The 20,375-nt window shown below is 62.2% G+C and carries 17 protein-coding genes and 1 tRNA gene; 5 read left to right on the forward strand and 13 right to left on the reverse strand.

Annotated elements, in window-relative coordinates; translation table 11 throughout:
• Position 1: 1 nt before the first annotated feature.
• From accB to K3177_RS09825, 9 genes are all read right to left on the reverse strand, one after another.
• Positions 2–487, reverse strand: coding sequence for an acetyl-CoA carboxylase biotin carboxyl carrier protein (gene accB, locus K3177_RS09785; RefSeq protein ID WP_103025161.1), 486 nt, complete (start codon positions 485–487; stop codon positions 2–4).
• Between the two features lie 72 nt (positions 488–559).
• Entirely contained in the window at positions 560–994 is a 435-nt protein-coding gene (locus K3177_RS09790; RefSeq protein ID WP_221598133.1) for a type II 3-dehydroquinate dehydratase, read from the reverse strand.
• 30 nt (positions 995–1,024) lie between these two features.
• Positions 1,025–1,435 (reverse strand): holin family protein, encoded by a 411-nt coding sequence (locus tag K3177_RS09795; protein WP_221598134.1) that lies wholly within the window; start codon positions 1,433–1,435, stop codon positions 1,025–1,027.
• A gap of 112 nt (positions 1,436–1,547) precedes the next feature.
• On the reverse strand, positions 1,548–3,575 hold the full coding sequence (locus tag K3177_RS09800) for a proprotein convertase P-domain-containing protein (RefSeq protein WP_221598135.1): 2,028 nt from the start codon (positions 3,573–3,575) through the stop codon (positions 1,548–1,550).
• Positions 3,576–3,676: 101 nt separating this feature from the next.
• Positions 3,677–8,755, reverse strand: coding sequence for an isopeptide-forming domain-containing fimbrial protein (locus K3177_RS09805; protein ID WP_221598136.1), 5,079 nt, complete (start codon positions 8,753–8,755; stop codon positions 3,677–3,679).
• Positions 8,756–8,777: 22 nt separating this feature from the next.
• Complete coding sequence (locus K3177_RS09810) at positions 8,778–9,833, reverse strand: hypothetical protein (protein WP_221598137.1); 1,056 nt, start codon at positions 9,831–9,833, stop codon at positions 8,778–8,780.
• Positions 9,834–9,904: 71 nt separating this feature from the next.
• Positions 9,905–10,381 (reverse strand): hypothetical protein, encoded by a 477-nt coding sequence (locus tag K3177_RS09815; RefSeq protein WP_221598138.1) that lies wholly within the window; start codon positions 10,379–10,381, stop codon positions 9,905–9,907.
• Between the two features lie 31 nt (positions 10,382–10,412).
• Complete coding sequence (locus K3177_RS09820) at positions 10,413–11,387, reverse strand: hypothetical protein (RefSeq protein ID WP_221598139.1); 975 nt, start codon at positions 11,385–11,387, stop codon at positions 10,413–10,415.
• 267 nt (positions 11,388–11,654) lie between these two features.
• Positions 11,655–11,731: transfer RNA gene (locus K3177_RS09825), tRNA-Pro, on the reverse strand.
• A 202-nt stretch (positions 11,732–11,933) separates the two neighbouring features.
• On the opposite strand from K3177_RS09825, the gene yajC reads away from it, so the two are divergent.
• The 3 genes from yajC to secF are packed head-to-tail and all read left to right on the forward strand — an operon-like array spanning position 11,934 to position 14,865.
• Complete coding sequence (yajC, locus tag K3177_RS09830) at positions 11,934–12,257, forward strand: preprotein translocase subunit YajC (protein WP_103025153.1); 324 nt, start codon at positions 11,934–11,936, stop codon at positions 12,255–12,257.
• An 18-nt stretch (positions 12,258–12,275) separates the two neighbouring features.
• On the forward strand, positions 12,276–13,874 hold the full coding sequence (gene secD, locus K3177_RS09835) for a protein translocase subunit SecD (RefSeq protein WP_196845850.1): 1,599 nt from the start codon (positions 12,276–12,278) through the stop codon (positions 13,872–13,874).
• Between the two features lie 13 nt (positions 13,875–13,887).
• Positions 13,888–14,865: a protein translocase subunit SecF gene (gene secF / locus K3177_RS09840; protein WP_196845851.1), complete on the forward strand. Its 978-nt coding sequence runs from the start codon at positions 13,888–13,890 to the stop codon at positions 14,863–14,865.
• Here the strand turns inward: secF and K3177_RS09845 are convergent.
• Both K3177_RS09845 and K3177_RS09850 read right to left on the reverse strand, forming a co-directional pair.
• Positions 14,862–16,052: a glycosyltransferase gene (locus K3177_RS09845; protein ID WP_221598140.1), complete on the reverse strand. Its 1,191-nt coding sequence runs from the start codon at positions 16,050–16,052 to the stop codon at positions 14,862–14,864. The two genes, secF and K3177_RS09845, sit on opposite strands and share 4 nt — an antisense overlap.
• Positions 16,049–16,621: a helix-turn-helix transcriptional regulator gene (locus tag K3177_RS09850; protein ID WP_221598141.1), complete on the reverse strand. Its 573-nt coding sequence runs from the start codon at positions 16,619–16,621 to the stop codon at positions 16,049–16,051. The genes K3177_RS09845 and K3177_RS09850 overlap by 4 nt, the downstream gene beginning before the upstream one ends.
• Positions 16,622–16,713: 92 nt before the next feature.
• On the opposite strand from K3177_RS09850, the gene K3177_RS09855 reads away from it, so the two are divergent.
• Together K3177_RS09855 and K3177_RS09860 are read left to right on the forward strand one after the other, a co-directional pair.
• Positions 16,714–17,187, forward strand: coding sequence for a DUF6456 domain-containing protein (locus K3177_RS09855; RefSeq protein ID WP_221598142.1), 474 nt, complete (start codon positions 16,714–16,716; stop codon positions 17,185–17,187).
• A gap of 114 nt (positions 17,188–17,301) precedes the next feature.
• Positions 17,302–17,883 (forward strand): glutathione binding-like protein, encoded by a 582-nt coding sequence (locus tag K3177_RS09860; RefSeq protein ID WP_221598143.1) that lies wholly within the window; start codon positions 17,302–17,304, stop codon positions 17,881–17,883.
• Between the two features lie 25 nt (positions 17,884–17,908).
• Here K3177_RS09860 and K3177_RS09865 read toward each other — a convergent pair whose 3' ends face one another.
• Positions 17,909–18,484 carry a uracil-DNA glycosylase family protein gene (locus tag K3177_RS09865; RefSeq protein ID WP_221598144.1) on the reverse strand — a complete coding sequence of 192 codons (576 nt, stop codon included), beginning with the start codon at positions 18,482–18,484 and terminating at the stop codon, positions 17,909–17,911.
• On the reverse strand, positions 18,481–20,286 hold the full coding sequence (locus tag K3177_RS09870) for an ABC-F family ATP-binding cassette domain-containing protein (RefSeq protein ID WP_221598145.1): 1,806 nt from the start codon (positions 20,284–20,286) through the stop codon (positions 18,481–18,483). The genes K3177_RS09865 and K3177_RS09870 overlap by 4 nt, the downstream gene beginning before the upstream one ends.
• Positions 20,287–20,375 lie beyond the last annotated feature (89 nt).

Raw genomic sequence — 20,375 nt, forward strand, 5'->3', positions numbered from 1 at the left:
CTCAGCCGATGCTGACGAGCGGCTGGTCGAATTCGACCGGCTGAGCGTTCTCGACGTGGATCGCCTTGACGGTCCCGGCCTTGTCGGCGGTGATCGGATTCATGACCTTCATCGCTTCGACGATGAGGAGGGTCTGGCCTTCCTTCACGCTGTCACCGACTTTGACGAAGTCGGGTGCGCCCGGTTCGGCAGCGAGATAGACGGTCCCGACCATGGGCGATTTGATCGCGCCGGCAAAGTCGGCAGCGGGCGCTTCGGGCGAAGGCGCGGCGGCCGCAGGTGCCGCTGCAGCAGGAGCGGGCGCGGCCATCTGCATCGGCGCTGCCATCGGAACGCCGCCGCCGCGCGAAACGCGGATCTTGCGCTCTCCGTCTTCCACTTCGATTTCGGTGAGCCCGGTGTCGCCCAGCATCTCTGCCAGTTCGCGAACGAGAGCGGTATCGACGTTCATGCCGGACTTGCCGGCGCTGCCCTTATGGTCGGCCATGGAACCCCTTGAGTGTTGTTTGGCCCGCCTATGCTCGCGCCGCGCAGATAGGGCAAGGGGGCAGGGACGCTTTTACAGGGCTGCTGCCTTCTCCAACGCTACGGCATAGCCGTTTGCGCCCATGCCTTTCACTTCGTCCACCGCCGCCATGCCGACATAGGAGAGGTGCCGAAACCCTTCGCGTGTCGCCGGGTCGGACAGGTGAACTTCGAATACCGGCACGTCGATGGCCTTGATCGCATCGAGCAGGGCTATCGACGTGTGGGTATAGGCAGCGGCGTTCAGCAACACCGCCTTGGCGCCCGTGGTGTGCGCCTCGTGCAGCCAGTCGACCAAAACGCCTTCATGATTGGTCTGACGGAAGTCGACGGTCAGGCCGATCTCGCCCGCCTTCTGTTCCAGCATCGCGGCAATATCGGCCAGGGTGGTCGAACCGTAAATCTCTGGCTCACGCGTGCCGAGCAGGTTGAGGTTGGGGCCGTTGAGGACGAAGACAATATCGGTCATGCTGCGGGTTTAGCGGCAATCGGCAGGACCTCAAGCGTCGGTACCCTTCGCTTTGCCCCATTGCCGGGCGGCAGTGTAGCCGAGGTAACCCGTACCGAAGAGAGCGTATAAGGATTCCGGCAGGGCGGCGAGGTAGCTAGTCATGCCTTTGGCGATGGCGCGGGCGGTGGTCGGATCGAAAGCGGCAATTATTCCCATCGGCAGGCTGAACAGGATCAGCGCATACATCACATAAAGAAAGCTCGGCCGTGCGCGGCTGGTCCACCCATCGGCACTGCGCGCTTCGGCGACTATTGCCGAAAGCCGTGCTTCGATCTGACGCAGCTCCTGGGTTCCCTGCAGCGCGAGCAGTTCGAGTTTCGCTTTTTCGCGAGCTTGTTTGTCGGGGATCACCTTGTCGATGATCGCTGCGATTGGTCCGATAACTGTTTCGAAAACCATGTTTGCCTCCATTAATAAAGAGGCGGTTCAGATAACCATATCGGTTCGTGTAGGAAACATGATTATGTTCAGTGAAGCGCATATATCACCAAAAGGGTTCTGGTGCGATTGGCTATTTCACCATGAAACGTGCCCTGACCGTGGCGGCCCGCCCCGCGATCAGGACGCCGGTGGGTCTGACGCGAAAATCGGACACGGCCGGATCACATCCGTCGGCATCGGGTGTGGGCGTATAATTCCATGTAGTCCCGCCATCGGCGGAGAATTGCAGATTGTCGGTCGTATTTCCCAGAGCGACAAAGCTGTAGCCAAGGCCCGATGCCGGGCTGCCGCCTGAAAAAAGTACCGGACCGCTTCCCGGACCAGCGAGATTCGCGAGACACATCTTCGCGTCGGCGGGCGCGTCGTCCGTGATGATCACCGTATTACCGTCGGTGTTGTCGCTGCCCGTATTGCTGACGGTGATGAGGTATTCAATCAGCGCGCCCGGTATCGCCTTCGGATTGGATGTGCCGTTAACCGGGTCGGAAATGACCGAACTGATCTTGGTGACGGCGAGAGTGGTATAGGGGCGGCAGAAATTGATGTCGTGCAAGGCTATGCCCTGTTGGCCAGGATTGGTCGGCGCGTTGGTATGGTTGCCATAAGTGATGACGATCGTGTCGACCTTGGCGGTGAAGGTGACGACCAGATTGCCAGCCGAAGAATCGTTGTCAGATGCGCCATCCCCGATCGCCGTATTGCCGGTCACGTAATTGGCATTGCCGTTGCTGAGCGTCGGCGTCACCGAAGCGCCGCCATTGGTACCGGTCACAACCACCCTGTCGGTGAACTGGTTCGCGGCATAGTCGACATCGAAAATCGTGAACTGGACGCCGTCGAACGCGCGCGGCAATGTGACGGTGATGGTGACTGCACCGTTACGGCTCGACTGGTCGGATACGACCGCCAGGCTCCGCTGTGCCGGTGAAAGTCCCCCCGTGAACACGCTTTGCAACGTGGGTGACTGACCACCGAAAGTGGCATTGTTAAGGTAGGCACCATCATTGCTGAGGTTGAAAGCGATGTTGCCGAACGCCCCCAGCGCGTAGGTATTGCTGGTCGATCCGGCTGCCCAGCTAATGGCGGGCGAATCCCAGTCGAACAGCGTGGAGCCGTTAGGGCAGTTTACTGCCGGTACGATTCCAGCCGCGCGTCCTGCGACGACGGTGAATGTCGCCGATGCGAAATCGTCTTCCGTCGTTATGCCGTTGTCGGGCGTGGAATCGCTATCGATGATGCTACTGGAAATGATTTCGGCGGTACTGGTGATCGTGGTCCCGGCATTGGCCGAAATCGTGCCCCTGATATCGATCGTCGCGCTGGCCCCCGGCGCCAGTGTGGGGACGGACCAGACCCTAGTGCCGGCGTTGAAACTCCCGGCGCCAGATGAGGACGAGAAAGTAAACTGGCCGGGAAACGTATCCCGCACCGCGATACCCGATGCAGAAGAAGGCGAGTTCGATGCATTGCTGACCGTGAGGCGATATATCGCCTGGCCGCCATTGGCCGGCGGGTTGCCGATGAGAACCTTCGTCAGCGACAGATCGGCATAATTCGCAGGCGCCGACCTCAAATAGAGATCGGCCCGCACGAACTGCCCGTTATCCGCCGCAGGATAGAGATCGCATATTTCCAGCCGCCACGTACCGGCGGATGTCTCGCCGTCGAATGCGGAAAGCAGGCTGCGGGGCTGATAGGTGTTCTGATAGGGCGGCGCGCTTGTCGAATGGTTGCGGTTTGCCCCGTCCGTGTTGACCAATTGCGTTGCCGCATCGTCGAGCAGGACGTTGAAGTTGTCGCCGCTGATGCTTTGCGTGTCGCCATTGGTCAGTTGCACGCGCGTCCCGGTCGGGGATTGAAGCGTGAACTGCAGATCGCCGCGCCAGCCATGCGTGGCCAATATGCCGATGTTCACGTCGGCCACCGTGAAAGTGCTGCCAACGGCAAAGGTGCGAACCAGCGGCGTGGTGCAGACCGTCGTTCCGCTGATTGTCCCGCTGGTGGTATTGGAGAAAGTCGATGTCGACTGTGCACCGGCGGGCACGGCGACCGCCGTCAGGACGGTGAATATCAACAAGCGGACGAAATGGGCCGCCATCCTCCGCCAACTGCCTGAAACCATCCCGTAGATCATGCTCCTGGCATACGCAAACATGGTTAAGGGCCGGTTTAGATCATGGTAACCCATCGTCTCGCCACCTATCGGCCCAGGCCGAGGAAGGAGAAGGTATCGGCATCGAACTTGATCCGGATCGAGGCGTATAGTCCCTCATCGGTTTCGCGCGCCGCGGAGAAATCCTGGTCGCGAAAACCTGCGAAATTGTAGCCCACCGTTATCAGAGCGTTGTCCGCTGGACTGAACCCGACGTTCGGACCGATGGCATAGCTCGTAAGGCCGTCCTCCAGACCTTTGCGAACCGTGCCTCGCGCGCCGATTTCGAAACGCTCGCCAAGGCCGAACTTTGCATCGAGGCCGCCCAGCAGGGTGGTGCCGGCATAGTCGTAACCTTCGAATTGATCGAAATTGTACCGTGCGCCGATGAAAATGCCGAATTCGTGGCGACGGACCATCTGTCCGCTCGCATCCCGTCCCCGTGGCGACCAGTTGGTCGAAAGGCTGGCGATCAGGCGGCTGGACTTGGCATCGCCGTCCACCAGCAATGCCGTATTGCCGGCAGCGCCTGCTTCACCGGCCACGGCATCGGTGACTTCATCGCTACGAAACTCCAGCTTTCCAAGGAAGGCGAGGGCGGCTTCGGAGGGACGGTGCGCGATGGCAATCGCCGCGTCCATGATTTGGGTTGCAGCTCCATTGTCGGCTTTCGCCTCCGTCCAGGTAAAGCCCGATCCGACGATACTGCCTTCGCCCAGTTGGCGGATCGCACCGAGGGTCAGGCCCTTGCGATCGGCGAATTCGCCATCGCGATATTCGGCGCGCCCCGTGGCGCTCCACCGATCCTTGCGCCACGCCATGCCAAGGGTGACCGCGTTGAAGTCTTCGAACAGCGTGCCGTCCTGTCCCAGCTGTCCCCCGCTAGCCACGGGCTGAGCCGGATTGACGACGTCGGAAACCGTGTTGCTGCCGCCCAGAGTGCGATTGCCGTCGATCGTGGCATCGATCGTCAGGGCAGGCGTTACCTGAAGCGACTGGGCCAGGCCGAAGGCGGCAAAGCTGCGATTGCCATATTCGCCGATGTCCTGCCGGCCCAGCGAGGTGACGGCCTTCGCGCCTTCCCATGGGGTGACCTCGAACCCGCCCTTTATGGTGCGCGCGTCGATCTCGGCACCGTCCGCCAACTCGTAAAGACCGACAATGCGGACATTTTCTGTAAGCGCATATCGGGCGCCAATCCGGTGCCGCGCCGGTAAATCGATCGATTCCGCACTGTCCAGGGCGATGCTGGTTGATGCACTCAGCTCGAGCCGGTTGTCGAGCAAGCGCTGGGTAACGCCCCCTTCCAGAACGGTTGAATCATTGCGTGTGCCATCGGCCAGGCGATCGGCGAAGTGCGCGATGCCCAAACGCAGGTCGCTCGCCTGCGTCGTATAGCCCAGCTGGATCTGCGCTGCCCGGCGGCGGCCGTCATCGGTGAGGCTGTCATCCTGCCACAGGCTGCCAAGGATCGAGAGGTTTTCGCCCAGCTTGATCCGCGCATCGGTGCCGAACTTGCGCCGACCCTGCTCGGCGCCATTCTGCTGGCCGACTCCATATTCTGCGTCGAGCGAGCGCGCATAGGCGATCACATCGACCGATCCGGTCTGGTGCTGTGCTTCGACCAGCCAGCCGGTAGAAGTCGCTCCATCGCGGCGGCTCGCAGCGACTTCCGCACGCAGTTCCGTGCTGTCGCCGAACCTGGCACGCAGATCGACGGCACCCATGTCGGTCCGCGAGCCGTCACCCTTGTCCGTCACGGCAGTCGCACCGATGCGCACGGCGCCGCCTGACGCAGTCCAATCGGTCCGAAGGCCTGCATTGAGCTCGCCATCGGAGAACCCGTCGATCTCGTAATCGACCACCACGAATTGCGGATTGAGGTCGAAGTCACGGCTGAGAACGGGTTCCTTGAAGGTGATCGTTCCGGACAGGCGATCGATGTCGTAATCGATGAAACGGACCATTTCTTTCGAAGAAACAATCAGTTCAGAACGAAACCTGTCACGAACTTCGAGCACAACCTTTTCGCTGTTGGCGATCAGGCCGCGGCTGGAGAGGCGGTAGGGTCCGGTAATGCCCTGTCCCTGGATCTCGTCCCTGCGGAAGCGGGTGGCGATTTCTGCTGCGAAACCCTGCGCGCGGAACTGGCCCAGCCGCGCTTCCGCCTTCACGCCGGTTGCAGTGCGGTTGTACCGGGAAAGGCGGGTCTGGTCGAAGCCGGTTTCGAAATCGCCGTAAAGCGCGTAAAACGTGGCCGTCTCCACCCGCAGATAAAGCTTCTCACGCGATGCCGCGTCGAAGCGGCGGGTCGAAGCATCGCCGAACACCGTGTAATAAGCGTCCGGATCAAGCGTACCGAGCACACGCTGGTCTTCGGCCTGCTTCGCGCTGTCATAGGCGAGGGTGACGAGATATTTCCCGAGCACACGGCCCTTGGCATAGAGGGCCACGCGTGCTTCGTCGCCAAGATCGCTGTCGAAGCGGCCGGCGCGTTCCATATTCTCGGCAACGGTCCGGGCGCCCACAGACCCTTCGGCGAGACCGATCACCGTCCATTCGATGTCGCCGGGCACGATCCATGTCTCGAGTTCCTGTTCACGTACGATCTCGCCATCGTCGAACCGGAAGTCGAGCCGGACCGACCCGCTCACCATGGTCGGGGCCAGTTCGATCAGCGCAATCCCGTCAGTGCCGCCGACGACCCAGCGGGCCGAGCTCGCTTCGAGGCCGGTCAGTTGATCGAGCTGCTGGCGTTCGATCTGTTCGGCGCTCTGATAGGGGGCGCTGAGCGTAAACTCGCCGGCTACGCCTTCGCGCAAAGGCCGGTTGTTGCGATCGAGCACGCGCACGGCAACCACGGGCCGTGTACGCCCGTCCGCCACGAGGTTCGACAGCTCGGGTACCAGTTCGACTTTCGCGGGAGCGGTGGTGAAGAAGACCTCGCGCTCGATCGTCTCGTTGATTTCGCCGAGGCTGTTTATGATGTCTGCACTCAGCATCGTGCGTTCGTGCTTCAGTGGAATGCCGCGCCACTGGCTCACAGCGTATTTGCCGGCCTCTGCCTCGCGGGTGCCTTCGAAGTTGAGGCCGCTTACAGGCTGGCCGTCGACACGAAGCGCGATTTTCTGTCCCTTGCGGTGCCGGATTGCGACGCGAATAGCCGGGGCACGTGGATTGTGACCGATTTCAGGGGTCAGCCAGCCATCGGGGCCATCGCCCAGGGCCATCCAGTCGGTCGCCAGGCCGTTTGCTTCAGGCACGACGTCGCCTTCGCGCTCCGCGTCCGCGTTGCCCTGGTCTGTCTCGACGACTGTCTCGACACTCGAAGAGAGGGCGCTTTCAGGCAGGCGTGCATGGAAATCTGCGACGACAAGCGATCCGCCCTGCCCAATGGCGAAGCGCGACGTTGCGCTGCCCGCGTTGCGCGTGTCGCGATGACAATTAACGAATTCGCCGCCCTCGGGCAGCGTCATGCGGGAAGCCTGGACCACGTGCGTGCCCGGCACGACCCCTTCGAAGTGATAGCGCCCCTCGCTGTCGGTCATTGCAAAGCTGCCGTCTTCGAGCATGACACGCACGCCCGGAATGCCGCGCCGAGAGTCGATGAGCGAACAATCGCCTGCAGTCACTCGCCCGAGGATGGTCATTCGGCTGGCAATTGCCTCGCGTTCGATTTCGACGCTGGTGCCGGCAATGATTTCCCGCCCGAGCGAGTCGATCGCCACAGCGCGATTTTCGGCATCGCCCGGCGGCGCATCTGGGCGCACGGTCATGGCGTAGGTAACGCGGCGCGTAGCACCGCCGGCGATGTCGCCCAGTTCGATCCGTAACTCGCTCCCATCTGCCGAGAACTGGGCTGCGTCCTCGATACGCTCGCCGTCGACCCGCACGGAATCGCGGCGGAACCGCAACCAGCGTGACGGGGTGTCGACAAGCACGACATTGCGCTTCACGCGCGAAGCGTCGGGGTTCTGCACTGTGATCGCATAGAAGATCACATCGCCCGGTTCGGCGCGGTCGCGCGACGCTGTTTTCGCGACCGTCACCGCGCCGCCAGACCAATCGAGCGGAATGTCGATACGGCGGGGAACCTGGTCGACGAGGACGAACCTGTCCCCGAAGGAGCCATCGACTATGACGAAGGTGCTGCCATCCTCGCGCACAAGCTGCTGAAGCTGCGCCGGGGTCGCAACCGAGGGGGCGGTATACATGTCTGGTGGCTCGACCAGGACGCGATAGCTCCCCAGCGCGGTGAGGGGGAACCAGTATTCGCCGGGGCCAATCTGATATGTGTTGCCCGCCGCATCCGTGATCGCCTGCCCGCTGATAACGGTAGAAGGCCAGCGGGTTATCCCATCCTCCGCGAAGACCGTGGCGGGCTGGCCGGTCGCCGCATCGATCAGCGTCACGCGTGCGCCGCTGATCTCTTCGCCGGTTTCGCTGTCGAACACTACGCCGAAAGGGTCCGCCAGCACGTCAACCGTCGCCGTTGCAACGATGACCGCGCTCCCCCGCGCATGGATCTCGATTTCGACCGTCCCGCCATCCTTCACCCCCAGCCGGCAGTCCGTGCCAGACGGGGCAGGGGGAACATGGTGTGTGAGGATGCGGCCGATGAAATGGCCCGTATTTTCGCCGGTCTCGAAAATGGTCAGGCGTTCGCTGTCCCCGGCACTGCTGATTACCTGGACATCTACCGAATCCACTACCCTCGGATCGATATTCGCCACCGGAACCAGCACGTCGAAAAGAATGGAACCGCCCGGAGAAACCTTGTCGGAAGTCTCGACAACGGCGGAAATCAGCTCGGCATCGGTATTGCCAGCTTGCTGTGCAACCTTGGCCGATGCGATCGATGCGGTATCGCAGCGTGGTGCGCGATAGGATATGCCGGTACCCGATCCCGTGGTCGGCCGGTAAACGGTGATAACCGGTTTTGATCGGTCCACATCGACCGATACCGTATTGGATGTTGTTTCGTAGGTATCGCCGCCAAACACCCATTTTGTATGGGCAATATTGTCGATCGTCTGTGCGTGAACGGCTTCTCCGGACACGACGACCGACAGCAGCGCTGCAAGGAGCGCTGCTGCCAGAAGCCGGAAGGGAAAGCGGAAACGCATTGATTGGAAGTCGCGCTGGCGATCAGTCGATCGTGACGCGGAAATAGACCGAGCGCGATTGCGAAGGGGCGATGTTGCTCAGGTCCGCGGTGATCTCGTGCGTACCGCTAATGTAGCTGGCCGTCGGAGTGGGCAGATTATCGCCCCGTGTGCCGCTGGCGCAGCTGGCATTGCCATCCACGAAGATACCGAATGCGGTCAAATAGGACACATCAGCCGGCAGATCGTCGTTCACATCGATATTCGTGCCCGTCGCCCCTCCGGCCGCGTTCGACACGACGATGCAATATTCGATCGTGGCGCCCGGAATTGCCTTGGGATTGGTCGGCCCGTTTACGGGGTCGCTGACGATGCGGCTGGTCTTGCTGACCGACATGGTCGCGCCGGCAACGACATATTTGCCGACATCGGAATAGGCTCCGTCGCGCGCTGCATCGGTGGTGCCCGCCCCATCGGTAAAGACGGTGTCGACGCCTGCTGTATTGGCCCCGGCCGTCTGCGTGATGGCCGCGCCCTGCGTCCCGGCGGTGCCGCCTTCGCGGGCGGTGCCGGTCAACACGACGTCGAATTCGTTGCCGTTGACTGCACCAAGGCCGATGTCGGCGATGACGATCACGGCGACGGTTCCGTCGGCAGCGACTTCGTCGAGATAGGTGATCGGGCCTGCGGCCAACTCGGCGGCGCTCAGGCTACGGTCGCCATTGGTGTCGCGATAGACTTCGAAATTGGCGATATTGGCGGCGTTGCCCGCATTGAGCGCTGCAGCCAGCCGGATGTCGACGACGGCGTTCGATAGGTTCGTCACGTCGAAAGCGAGAACCTGGTTCTGAGCCCCCGGGGCGACCGACGTTGCGGCTGTTCCGGCAAAGTCCACCAGCACGTCGATCTTGCGATCGACCGTAAAGGTATTGGATGCGGTTACGGCCGTCTGTGTCACACCGCCCACGTCGAAACTGACGGAGACATTGTTCGTGATCGAACTGCCCGCGGTACTGCCCCCCGCCAGGGCGGGGCTGGCGCTGAATGCAATGAGCGCAATCGTGCTCATTGCCCCCAGCAATTGCTTGCTGCGTTTCATTCTACTCTTCCTTCTGATGTACCCTGCATTCCCCTGTCCGCCCGCAAGGTGTGGCGGTTATCGTCCGCCGGTCAGCGGATGATGGCTGGATATTCGAGACGCCCGCTTTCCCCCGGTGCTACCGACGGGAGTGTCCAGCGGACATGAGTGACATCGGCCTGAACTGCCGGACGGGAGCCGCCGTCCTCGGCCAAGACGGACAGCTGCGAAAGCGTGCCGAAGCTCTTGCCGCCGTCGACCGATACGATCAGCGTGGTGTCGGCATCCGGCGCCAGACGTACTGCCGGCGGCAACGGATTGGTGACGACGAAGTTATCGACCGCTTCGTCGCTGCCATTGTTGTAGTCCGTCCCGAAGATCAGCCGATCGCCCGGGACGATCGTGTTGGGCTCGACCAGCTCGGTAACTTCTTTACCGGACGCGTCGAATGAGACCGTTTCATGCATCACGCTGCCTGATAGCGATATCGCCTGATCCTGCGCGGACAGCGGAGCAGTGCCCGCCGCCGTTGCTAGAATTGATATGAATAATATGAGGAAAATACGCATAATTCAGACCTTTATGATCGAATGCTAAGTATCAATCTATAGTAACCTGGAATGTCACGGTACGGCTTGATCCGCCCGACACGGTGCCGAGATCGACCGAAATTCCGCTCGTGCCGAAGCGCCCGGCATCTGCGTCGGCAGCGTCGGTGAGAATGGCCCCGTCGAGTTTCAGCGAACCTGCAACATAGGTGGTGTCGGCGGGCGCAGCGTCGGTGACGAGAAGGTCGGAAACCGACCCGCTGCCTCTGACTTCGGCGCGGATCGCGTAGGTGATGGTTGCGCCCGGTACGATGCCGGTACCGCCGAACGGATCGCGCACAGTTGCGGATTTGATAAGGTCCACATCGGTGATGCCGACGCTCAACGATCCGGTCGCAGTGGCATTGGCCCCGGTTGAACCGACGATGGCGTTGCCGCCGCCGGCACCCTGGCCTGCGAACGCCGTGCCCGGTGCCCCGGTCCCGGTCACCGCTTCGGCAAGCAGGCTCACATCGCTCTGGTCGCCATCGGCAACTCCGCCCGGAATGGTTACGACGACGAAGACGGTCAGGCTCGCATCGGCAGCGATTGCCGCTGTCGTGGCAGGACCTGTCAGCATTTGATCGACGCCCGGATCGTACACCCCGTTGCCGTTCGTATCGACCGCTATGCCATTGACCGTGGTGTCGAAGTCGCTGCCCGCCACGGCGGGGTTGGCGGTAAGCGTATAAGCCTCGGGCCCGTTGCCTGTGTTGGTCAGCTCGAAAGTCAGGACCGCCGATCCCGGCGCGGCCGAAACGGGCCCGGAATCGCGTGACGTGACCGTCACGTCGAGCAGTTCGTCGACCTTTACCGTGATGGTGTTGGAAGGGATCGTCACCGGGCCCGCTCCACCGTCATAGGTGGCGCTCGCGGTGTTCTCGATCAGTGTCCCGGCCTTCACGCCGCCGGCATGTGCAGGCGTCGTGATCAGGGCTGCCGCGATGGCCAGCGGCGCGAGGGCGAGGCGGAATGGCGCTTTTGTCATGCGCCAGAAGTTAAGGGAAAGTGGTAATGGAACCGTTAAAACATACGCGTTTTTGCGTAAGCTTGCCGCGCGACGCGATGGTAAACGCGATCCTTACATTCGCACCACTCGCTTAACATATCGTGCGATTGGGCGCGCCAGCATCCGTTGGCTAGAGCGGCTGCATCGGAATATAGCCGCGCAAAGACCCGCGCCGATACCAGGGTGGCGGTACGGCCGCACGCACTTGAAGCGCGGCGTGAAACGATTGTGAAAGGGGGAAACCACTGGTCGGGATGACTGGATTCGAACCAGCGACCCCCACACCCCCAGTATGGTGCGCTACCAGGCTGCGCTACATCCCGAAACCAGTGGAGGCGGCCCTATAGGGCGCGTGTCTGTGCATGGCAAGCGTACTTCGCCGCCAATTCGTTGCCCCGGCACCGCAATACTGCTAACCGCGCCGCACTTCCGCATATGGAAGGCGCCCGACCGCTTGAACAGCGGGCAGGCGTCACCCAATTGCGGACCCGACAGATACTGCAATTTCCTACAGGTATACCTTCGATGATCGATATTCTCGCCGCCGCCGGAAGTGCTTCCGCAGCACCGGCATGGACCGGCTGGGTGCTGCCGCTCGGCATGCTCCTGATCCTGTGGTTCCTCATCCTGCGTCCGCAAATGCGCCAGCAGAAGCAGCACCGCGAACGTGTTGCCGGCCTGGCCAAGGGCGACGAAGTGGTTACGGCCGGTGGGCTTGTCGGTAAGATCACCAAGGTGGACGAGCATTTCGTGCATGTCGAACTTGCCAAGGGCATGACCGTCAAGGCGGTCCGCAACACGATCGGTGAAGTGCTGTCCTCGCGCAGCACACCGGCCGCGAACGACTAAGCAGGGGCGCAACCTTCCATGCTCGAATTTTCTACCTGGCGTAAAGTCTGGTTGTGGGTGGTGACGCTGTTGTGCGTCGCCGCCGCGCTGCCCTCGCTGCTGTCCGCAACCAGTGTACGCTGGCCCGACTTCCTGCCCGACCCGATGGTCAATCTCGGCCTCGACCTTGCAGGCGGTAGCCACATCCTGCTGGAAGCGGATGCGTCGCAGGTAGCCACGCAGCGCCTCGACAACATGGAAGAAAACGTGCGCAACACAATGCGCAACGCCGAACCGCGGATCCGCATCGGCGACGTTTCGACTCGTGACGGACGGCTCAGCTTCGTGCTGGACGATCCTTCCCAGATCGATCGCGCGCGCGAACTTCTGCTGCCGTCGATCAACGGAACCGGCCTGGTCCGCGAATGGGATATGGCGGTCGAAGACGGCAATCGCATGATCCTTACGCCTACACAGGAAGGGATCAACACGGCGGTCAGCGATGCGATGGAAAGCGCCACCGAAGTGGTGCGCAAGCGTATCGACGAACTCGGCACGCGCGAGCCGACCATTATTCGTCAGGGCGATGACCGCATCGTGGTGCAGGTTCCGGGCCTGCAGGATCCCGAAGAACTCAAGGCGCTGCTGGGCCAGACGGCCAAGCTCGAATTCAAACTGGTCGATCAGAACGCCCTGCCGAGCGATGTGCAGCAGGGCCTCGCGCCTCCGGGATCGGAAATCTTCCCTTATTCGGAAACGTCGGACTTCGCCGGCACGTCACTCGCCGTTCGCCGTCTCGGCGGCATCCGTGGCGACAGCCTGACCGGCGCACAGCAGAGCTTCGATGCCCAGACCAACGAACCGGTCGTAACGATCCAGTTCGATAGCGACGGCGGCCGCCGCTTTGCCAAGCTGACGACGGAAAACGCAGGTAAGCCCTTCGCCATCATCCTCGATGACAAGGTGCTTTCGGCGCCCAACATCAATGAACCGATCCGTGGCGGCACAGCGCAGATTTCTGGCGGCTTCACGGTCGAAACGGCCAACCAGCTCGCAATTTCGCTGCGTTCGGGCGCGCTGCCGGTCGACCTTGCCGTGATCGAAGAACGTACGGTCGGTCCCGATCTCGGCGCCGATTCGATTCAGCGCGGCATGCTCGCCATGGGGCTCGGGTCCTTGCTGGTCATCCTGCTGATGATCGCCAGCTATGGCCGCTTCGGCGTCTATGCGACGGTTGCGCTGGTCATCAACATCGCCATGCTGCTCGGCATCATGGCGGCGCTGAGCACGACGCTGACCTTGCCCGGTATTGCCGGTTTCGTTTTGACCATCGGCGCCGCGGTGGACGCCAACGTGCTCATCAACGAACGTATTCGCGAAGAACGAAAACGCGGGCGGCGTGTCGTGGCAGCCGTGGAAACCGGTTATCGCGAGGCGAGCCGCGCGATCTACGATGCCAACATCACCAACTTCATCGCGGGTGTCCTGCTGTTCCTGTTCGGCAGCGGTCCGGTGCGCGGCTTTGCCGTGGTGCTGGTCATCGGCTTGTTCACCTCGGTCTTCACCGCCGTCACGCTGACCCGCATGTGGGTCGCCGGCTGGCTGCGCAAGGCCAAGCCCAAAGACATCTTGCTTTAGGAAGGGCGAGGATATGAAACTGCTCAAGCTCGTCCCCGACGACACCAACATCAAGTTCCTCAAATGGCGCATTCCCTTCTTCGCGGTCAGCATCCTGCTGATCGCCGCAAGCTGGGCGCTGGTTCTCACCAAGGGCCTCAATTACGGCGTCGATTTCGCCGGTGGTCTCGAAGTGCGGGCAACCTTTACCCAAAGCGCGGAAGCCCCCGTCGGCGAACTGCGCGAAAAGGTGGCAACGCTGGGATATGGCGATCCTGTGGTCCAGCGTTTCGGCGAGGACAACCAGGTATCGATCCGCGTGCGCCTGCCTGATGATGTTTCGGCCAACAAGGAAGCTGCACAGGCGGCGGCCAACGAGATCGTCAGTACACTGCAGAGCGATTATTCGGACTTCCGGCTCGACGGTAATGACAACGTGTCCGGCAAGGTCTCGGGCGAATTCCGATTGACGGCACTTTACTCTCTTCTAGCCGCGATGGCGGCCATTGCGCTCTACATCTGGATCCGCTTCGAATGGCAATTCGGTGTAGGCGCCCTGTTCGCGCTGTTCCACGACGTCAGTCTGACGCTCGGCATGTTTGCCCTGTTCCAGATGGAATTCAGTCTGCAGATCATCGCGGCAATTCTGGCGATCATCGGCTATTCGCTGAACGACACCATCGTCGTCTACGATCGCATCCGCGAAAATCTGAAGAAATTCCGCAAGATGCCGCTGCCGGAACTGCTCGACCTGTCGGTCAACGAAACTCTCGCCCGTACGGTGATGACCTCGCTGACGCTGTTCGTCGCGCTGATCCCGCTTCTGCTGTTCGGCCCCGCCAGCCTGTTCGGCATGGTCGCCGGCATTACCCTCGGCCTGTTCGTGGGTACTTACAGCTCGGTCTATATGTCGGCACCGATCCTCGTGTGGCTGGGCGTTACCAGCGACAGCTTCGTCCCCACCGAAACGGCGACCGACAAGCAGGAAAAGAAGGCGCGCGGCGTCGTCTAGACCAGCGTGTCGTAATAGGCGGCAAGGGCTCTTCCATTTGCCGCCCAGCTGAATTCATCGACCGCCGCCGCCACCTTTTCGGGTGAGCGGGGGCGGGCGGTCACCAGCTCGATCCCCTCGCGCACCGCGCGGCAATTGCGAGCCACGATCACCCCGGCATCTGGCGTTGTCACTACTTCGCGCGCGCCTCCCGCATCGGTAATGACGATCGGCGTCCCGCAGGCCAGCGCCTCGATCCATGCATTCGCCAGTCCTTCGCTGGCAGACGGCAGGACCATGGCATCGGCAGCGGAGAGCAGCGGCGGCAACACTGCCGGGTCGAGGCTGCCGAGCATGTGGACACGGTCGGCCACGCCCACATCCCGGGCCAATGCCAGAAGGCTCGACCGGTCCTCACCCTTACCGATCAGCAGCAACCGCCCCTTGGGCAGATGCGCCAGCGCCTTGATGACCAGCGCCTGCCCCTTCCGCTCGATCAGCGCGCCGACGGTAACCAGCAGCAGGTCGTCATTCGTCAGCGGGATATCGAAGGTCTGCGCCAGCCGCGCGCGCAGCCCTACATGATCCATCGGCCGGAACAGGTCCCTGTCCAGCCCCGTGTAGTGAACGCGGATCTTCTCCCGCTCCATGCCGAGCATCGCCATGTCGTCCGCCAGCGCTTTGCATACGGCAAGCACGCCGGAGGCGGCCCTTGCAGTCTGGAGCAGCGCATCGCGGCCATATCGGCGGGCGCCCCAGTGATGGATGTCCGATCCGCGTGCCTTCACCGTGAAGGGCAGCCCCAGATCGCGCGCGATCATCATCGCGGCCGGGCCATCGGGATAGAAGAACTGCGCATCGACAAGGTCGAACGGATTTTGCGCGTGGAGCTGCCGGACAAGCGGCAGCACCGCGCGCGCTATCAAAGCCGGGTTCAACCTTCCGCCGATCTTGGGGATCAGGCGAAACACGGGCCGATGGACACGAATGCCGAAATCTTCGCTATCCTGTGCCGCAGCAGCCAGTTCCCGATATCGCCCCAATGCGACCGGAGGCAGGCCGATGGGATTGATCACGGTCACATCCCACTGCGTATCGCGCTGCAACGCCTCCAGCGACCGCGCCACGAAGATGCCGAACCGGGGCTGGGCAGGGTTGGGAAACAGCGTCGACAGGGAAAGGACGCGGCGCGTCTTGGGCGTGTTCACAGCGTGCGCACCAGCATTTCCGCAACCGCGATCCAGGGTGCATCCTTGATGACATCCTGCTTCTGCCCCTGTCCGGGCGGCAGTATTCCCAGCAGTTCGCCACGGCGGTCGATCAGCCGCCCGAAGGCGAAGCGTCCCCCCTTTTTGGGCACCAGTACATCGCGGTTGATGGCGCGGCCGGCATCTTCCAGGTCCAGCTGGCGCAGCCAGAGCTGGTCGCCCGGGCGATATTCGCCGTGCGGATAATCGACGTCGAGCACCATCAGCGCACCGTCTCCGCCGAGATCGGTAGACAGGATCGCATCGCGGGTTCTGGAAAGCGCTTCGGCTCCGTCCTTCGCCAGCTTCGCCACGATCTGCGGGTGACCGGCCCGTTCGCTGCGGACCAGCATGTCGGCTTCGACATCCAGCGCGGCAGCTATCCGCTCCATCCATTTCAGAGACAGGTTCCGCATGCCCGTCTCCAGCCGTCCAACAGTCTGCGGCGTGGTCGGCGGATCGCACGCTTCGGCCAGATCGGCCAGCGTCATACCCTTCTGCTTGCGAATGTCGCGGATGCGATTGATCACTCGGTCACTCCCCTTGATAACCGATTTGGTTTTTTCACTTTCCTACAGGAACCGGGAGCGCGCAAGGCGGAATTTTCACAGTGGAGAATCCGATGCGTAATCTCGTCGAACGCGAACTCACCTCTGCAGGCCCGCGGCGCACGGGCGAGGCAGTCTCCGGCCGTCGCAGCGTGACCGTCAATCTTGCCGAAAGCCCGCTCACCTGGCTGCATTCGCGCGGCCATCTGACCGATCGCCAGTTCGATGCCGGAGAACGCCTGCGCACCGATTACGAACGCGCACAATTGCCGCCATCCGTCACCATGCGCTGGGATCCGGTCAGGGTGGATAACGGATCGTGCGGCCATGGTCTCACGGAATCCGAACGCCAGATCGCCGCCAAGGATCGCTTCGATGGCGCCATGGCCGAAGCAGGCCCGGGTCTGTGCGATATCCTGTGGCGCGTCGCCTGTGCGGGGGAAGGTTTGCCTGCTGCGGAAAAGGCGCTGGCATGGCCGGTGCGAAGCGGGAAACTGGTGCTGTCGCTGGCGCTCGACCGGGTCGCACAATTCTACCGGATCGCCTGACCGTCAGGACAGTGTCAACCTGTCAACTTCACGGCTCGAAAATGAACGGCAGAAACTCAGGACCAAGCAGGGAAGCGGGACGTTGCTTTCACAGGAATTGAAGGAGAATTGAACGTGAAACTCTATTATTCGCCCGGCGCCTGCAGTCTCGCCTCACACATCGCGCTCGAAGAATGGGGCGGCGATTACGACACCGTGAAGGTCGATCTGAGCAAGCACCAGACCGAGGATGGCACCGATTTCTATTCAATCAGCCCGCGCGGCTACGTGCCTGCCATTTCCAGCGACGAGTTCGATCTGCTGACGGAAAACCCCGCTGTCCTGACCTATGTCGCGGAAAAGACCGACGCGCTACCCACCGGCAAGGATCGCTTCAAGCTGCTCGAATGGATTGGCTTTATCGGCACCGAGATTCACGGCGGCTATCACCCGCTGTTCGGACAGGACACAGACGATCGTCAGGCCAAGGCCAAGGACAAGCTGGCCGAAACCTACCGCCTGACCGAAAAGCTGATGGATGGAAAACACTGGCTCGTCGGTGATGGCCCGACGGTGGCGGACAATTATCTGTTCGTCACCCTGCTGTGGGCCGACAAGTTCGATGTCGACTTGCCGCAATCGCTGGTCGATTACCGCGAACGCAACAAGCAGCGCGACGCGGTCAACAAGGCCATGAGCGCCGAAGGCCTGCTTTGACGGTAACGGCGTTGCGCGGCCGATTTCAATCGCCGCGCAACGCTGTACCCACGCTGTCCCGCAAGACTGGAAGAAGGTCTTCCTCGAACCACGGGTGCTGACGCATGAACAGCGTGCTGCGCCATGCGGGATGCGGCAGTGGAATGAAATCCGGCTGGAATTCGCGATGGCGGCGCACGCGCTCCGCCATCGTCCAGTTTCTGGTTTGCGGTAGGTAGGCGCGCTGCGCGTATGTGCCGACCAGCAAGGTCAGCCGATCCTGCGGCAATTCGGCCATCACCCGCTCGTGCCACGTCGCGGCGCATTCGGGGCGAGGGGGCTTGTCGCCGCCGCTTGCCTTGCCGGGATAGCAGAAACCCATCGGCACCAGCGCCACGCGGGTGGGATCGTACATTTCGTCCTTGGACAACCCGGTCCATTCGCGCAGCCGGTCACCGCTCGCATCGTCCCAGGGGATGCCGCTTTCGTGGACCTTGCTGCCCGGCGCCTGCCCGATGATGAGCAGCCGCGCAGTGGACGAGAAACTGGCAACGGGCCGCACCCCGTGCGGCAGATGTTCCGCGCAGATCCGGCAGGCCGCGATCTCCGCCTTCAGGCTCATCCCTCGACCAGTTCGGCGAGAGCCAGCCAGCGCTCTTCCGCCGCATCCTTTTCATTGCGGGCGTTCTCGATGCCCTTGGAAATATTGGCAAATTTTTGTGGGTCTGCCGTATAGAGATCGGGGTCCGCCAGTATTTCCTCGCCCTTGGCGATGGCCACCTCCAGTTCCTCGATGCGCGCTGGCAGCAGTTCGTAATCGCGCTGATCCTTATAGGACAGCTTGGTCGATTTCGGCGGTGGTGGGGCAGGGGGCGAAGCCTTGTTATCGCTTCCACCGCTACGCGTCTTGCCGGTAATTGGTGCCTGCCGTTTGGCCATCCAGTCTTCGTAGCCACCGGCGACAACATCGACATTGCCCGTGCCGTCGAGGCCCAGGGTGATGGTAACCGTCCGGTCCAGGAAGTCGCGATCGTGGCTGACGATCAGCACCGTGCCCTCGTATTCGGCGATGACTTCCTGCAGCAGGTCGAGCGTTTCGAGATCGAGATCGTTGGTCGGTTCGTCCAGCACCAGCAGGTTCGATGCCTTGGCGAATTCGCGCGCCAGCAGCAGGCGGCTGCGCTCACCGCCGGAGAGGACAGACACGTTCATCTCGACGATCTTGGGATCGAACAGGAAGTCCTTGAGATAGGCCTGCACATGCTTCCGCACGCCGCGCACGTCGATCCAGTCGCCGCCTTCAGCCAGCACCTGGCGCACCGTCTTGTCGGCGGTGAGCAGCTGACGCTGCTGATCGATCATCACGCCGGTCAGTGTCTTGGCGATGTCGACCGTTCCGCTGTCGGGTTCCAGTTCGCCGGTCAACATCTTCAGCAGGGTCGTCTTGCCTGCGCCATTTGCGCCCACGATGCCGATCCGGTCGCCGCGCTGGATACGCAGGCTGAACGGCTTGATGATCGTCCTCTCACCATAGGACTTGGTGATATCCTGCACCGCGATCACCGATTTCGACTTGAACTCCGCTTCGGTCGCCAGCTGCAGCTTGGCAGTGCCGGCAGCGGTAATCATCGAGGCACGTTGCGCGCGCATCTGGCCGAGCTTCTCCAGCCGGCCCTGATTGCGCTTGCGCCGGGCCGTCACCCCGCGCTCCAGCCAGTGCGCTTCCAGCTTTAGCTTGGCGTCCAGCTTGTCCGCGGCGCGCGCTTCTTCGGCATAGACCTGTTCTTCCCAGGCTTCGTAGCCGCCGAAACCCACTTCCTTGCGCCGCAGGTTACCGCGGTCGAGCCACAGGGTCGTGCGGGTCAGCCGCTTGAGGAAGGTCCGGTCGTGGCTGATCACGACGAAGGCGCCCTTGTACCTGTCCAGCCAGCTTTCCAGCCAGTCGATCGCACCCAGATCGAGATGGTTGGTCGGCTCGTCCATCAGTAACAGGTCAGGGTCCTGTGCCAGCGCGCGGGCGATGGCCGCCCGGCGCTTTTCGCCGCCGCTCGCGCCCTTGGTTTCCCGGCTCATGTCGATGCCGAGCTGGCCCGCAATGGCCTCGACCTCATGTTCCTGGGGGGCATGTTCGCCCGCCAATGCCCAGTCCATCAACGTGGCATGACCGGTCAGGTCCGGATCCTGCTCGAGCAGCACGACGCGCAGGGCTGGCTTGGTCTTGCGAATGCCGGCGTCGGTCTCGACCTGCCCGTCGATCATGCGAAACAGCGTGGTCTTGCCCACCCCGTTGCGCCCGATCAGCGCGATCCGGTCGCGCGGTCCGATATGCAGGTCCAGCGGATCGTGATCGGGCCCGCCGAACAGCCATTTGCCGCCCTGTTGCAGGGCGATGCCTTCGAGGCTGAGAATTGGGGGCTGTGCCATAGGCCGCGCGAGGTAGTCGCGCAGGGGCGGTCCGGCAAGCCTTCACCGATAAGGTCAGTTGTGGGAGCCTGAGAACGATTGGCTCCCGG

This window comes from Qipengyuania pacifica, from assembly GCF_019711555.1.
GTDB classification, from domain to species: domain Bacteria; phylum Pseudomonadota; class Alphaproteobacteria; order Sphingomonadales; family Sphingomonadaceae; genus Qipengyuania; species Qipengyuania pacifica.

Coding starts and splice junctions, on each gene's coding strand:
- accB (WP_103025161.1), bottom strand. CDS start 487: ATGGCCGACCATAAGGGCAGCGCCGGCAAGTCCGGCATGAACGTCGAT.
- K3177_RS09790 (WP_221598133.1), bottom strand. CDS start 994: ATGACCGATATTGTCTTCGTCCTCAACGGCCCCAACCTCAACCTGCTC.
- K3177_RS09795 (WP_221598134.1), bottom strand. CDS start 1,435: ATGGTTTTCGAAACAGTTATCGGACCAATCGCAGCGATCATCGACAAG.
- K3177_RS09800 (WP_221598135.1), bottom strand. CDS start 3,575: ATGGCGGCCCATTTCGTCCGCTTGTTGATATTCACCGTCCTGACGGCG.
- K3177_RS09805 (WP_221598136.1), bottom strand. CDS start 8,755: ATGCGTTTCCGCTTTCCCTTCCGGCTTCTGGCAGCAGCGCTCCTTGCA.
- K3177_RS09810 (WP_221598137.1), bottom strand. CDS start 9,833: ATGAAACGCAGCAAGCAATTGCTGGGGGCAATGAGCACGATTGCGCTC.
- K3177_RS09815 (WP_221598138.1), bottom strand. CDS start 10,381: ATGCGTATTTTCCTCATATTATTCATATCAATTCTAGCAACGGCGGCG.
- K3177_RS09820 (WP_221598139.1), bottom strand. CDS start 11,387: ATGACAAAAGCGCCATTCCGCCTCGCCCTCGCGCCGCTGGCCATCGCG.
- yajC (WP_103025153.1), top strand. CDS start 11,934: ATGATCGATATTCTCGCCGCCGCCGGAAGTGCTTCCGCAGCACCGGCA.
- secD (WP_196845850.1), top strand. CDS start 12,276: ATGCTCGAATTTTCTACCTGGCGTAAAGTCTGGTTGTGGGTGGTGACG.
- secF (WP_196845851.1), top strand. CDS start 13,888: ATGAAACTGCTCAAGCTCGTCCCCGACGACACCAACATCAAGTTCCTC.
- K3177_RS09855 (WP_221598142.1), top strand. CDS start 16,714: ATGCGTAATCTCGTCGAACGCGAACTCACCTCTGCAGGCCCGCGGCGC.
- K3177_RS09865 (WP_221598144.1), bottom strand. CDS start 18,484: ATGAGCCTGAAGGCGGAGATCGCGGCCTGCCGGATCTGCGCGGAACAT.
- K3177_RS09870 (WP_221598145.1), bottom strand. CDS start 20,286: ATGGCACAGCCCCCAATTCTCAGCCTCGAAGGCATCGCCCTGCAACAG.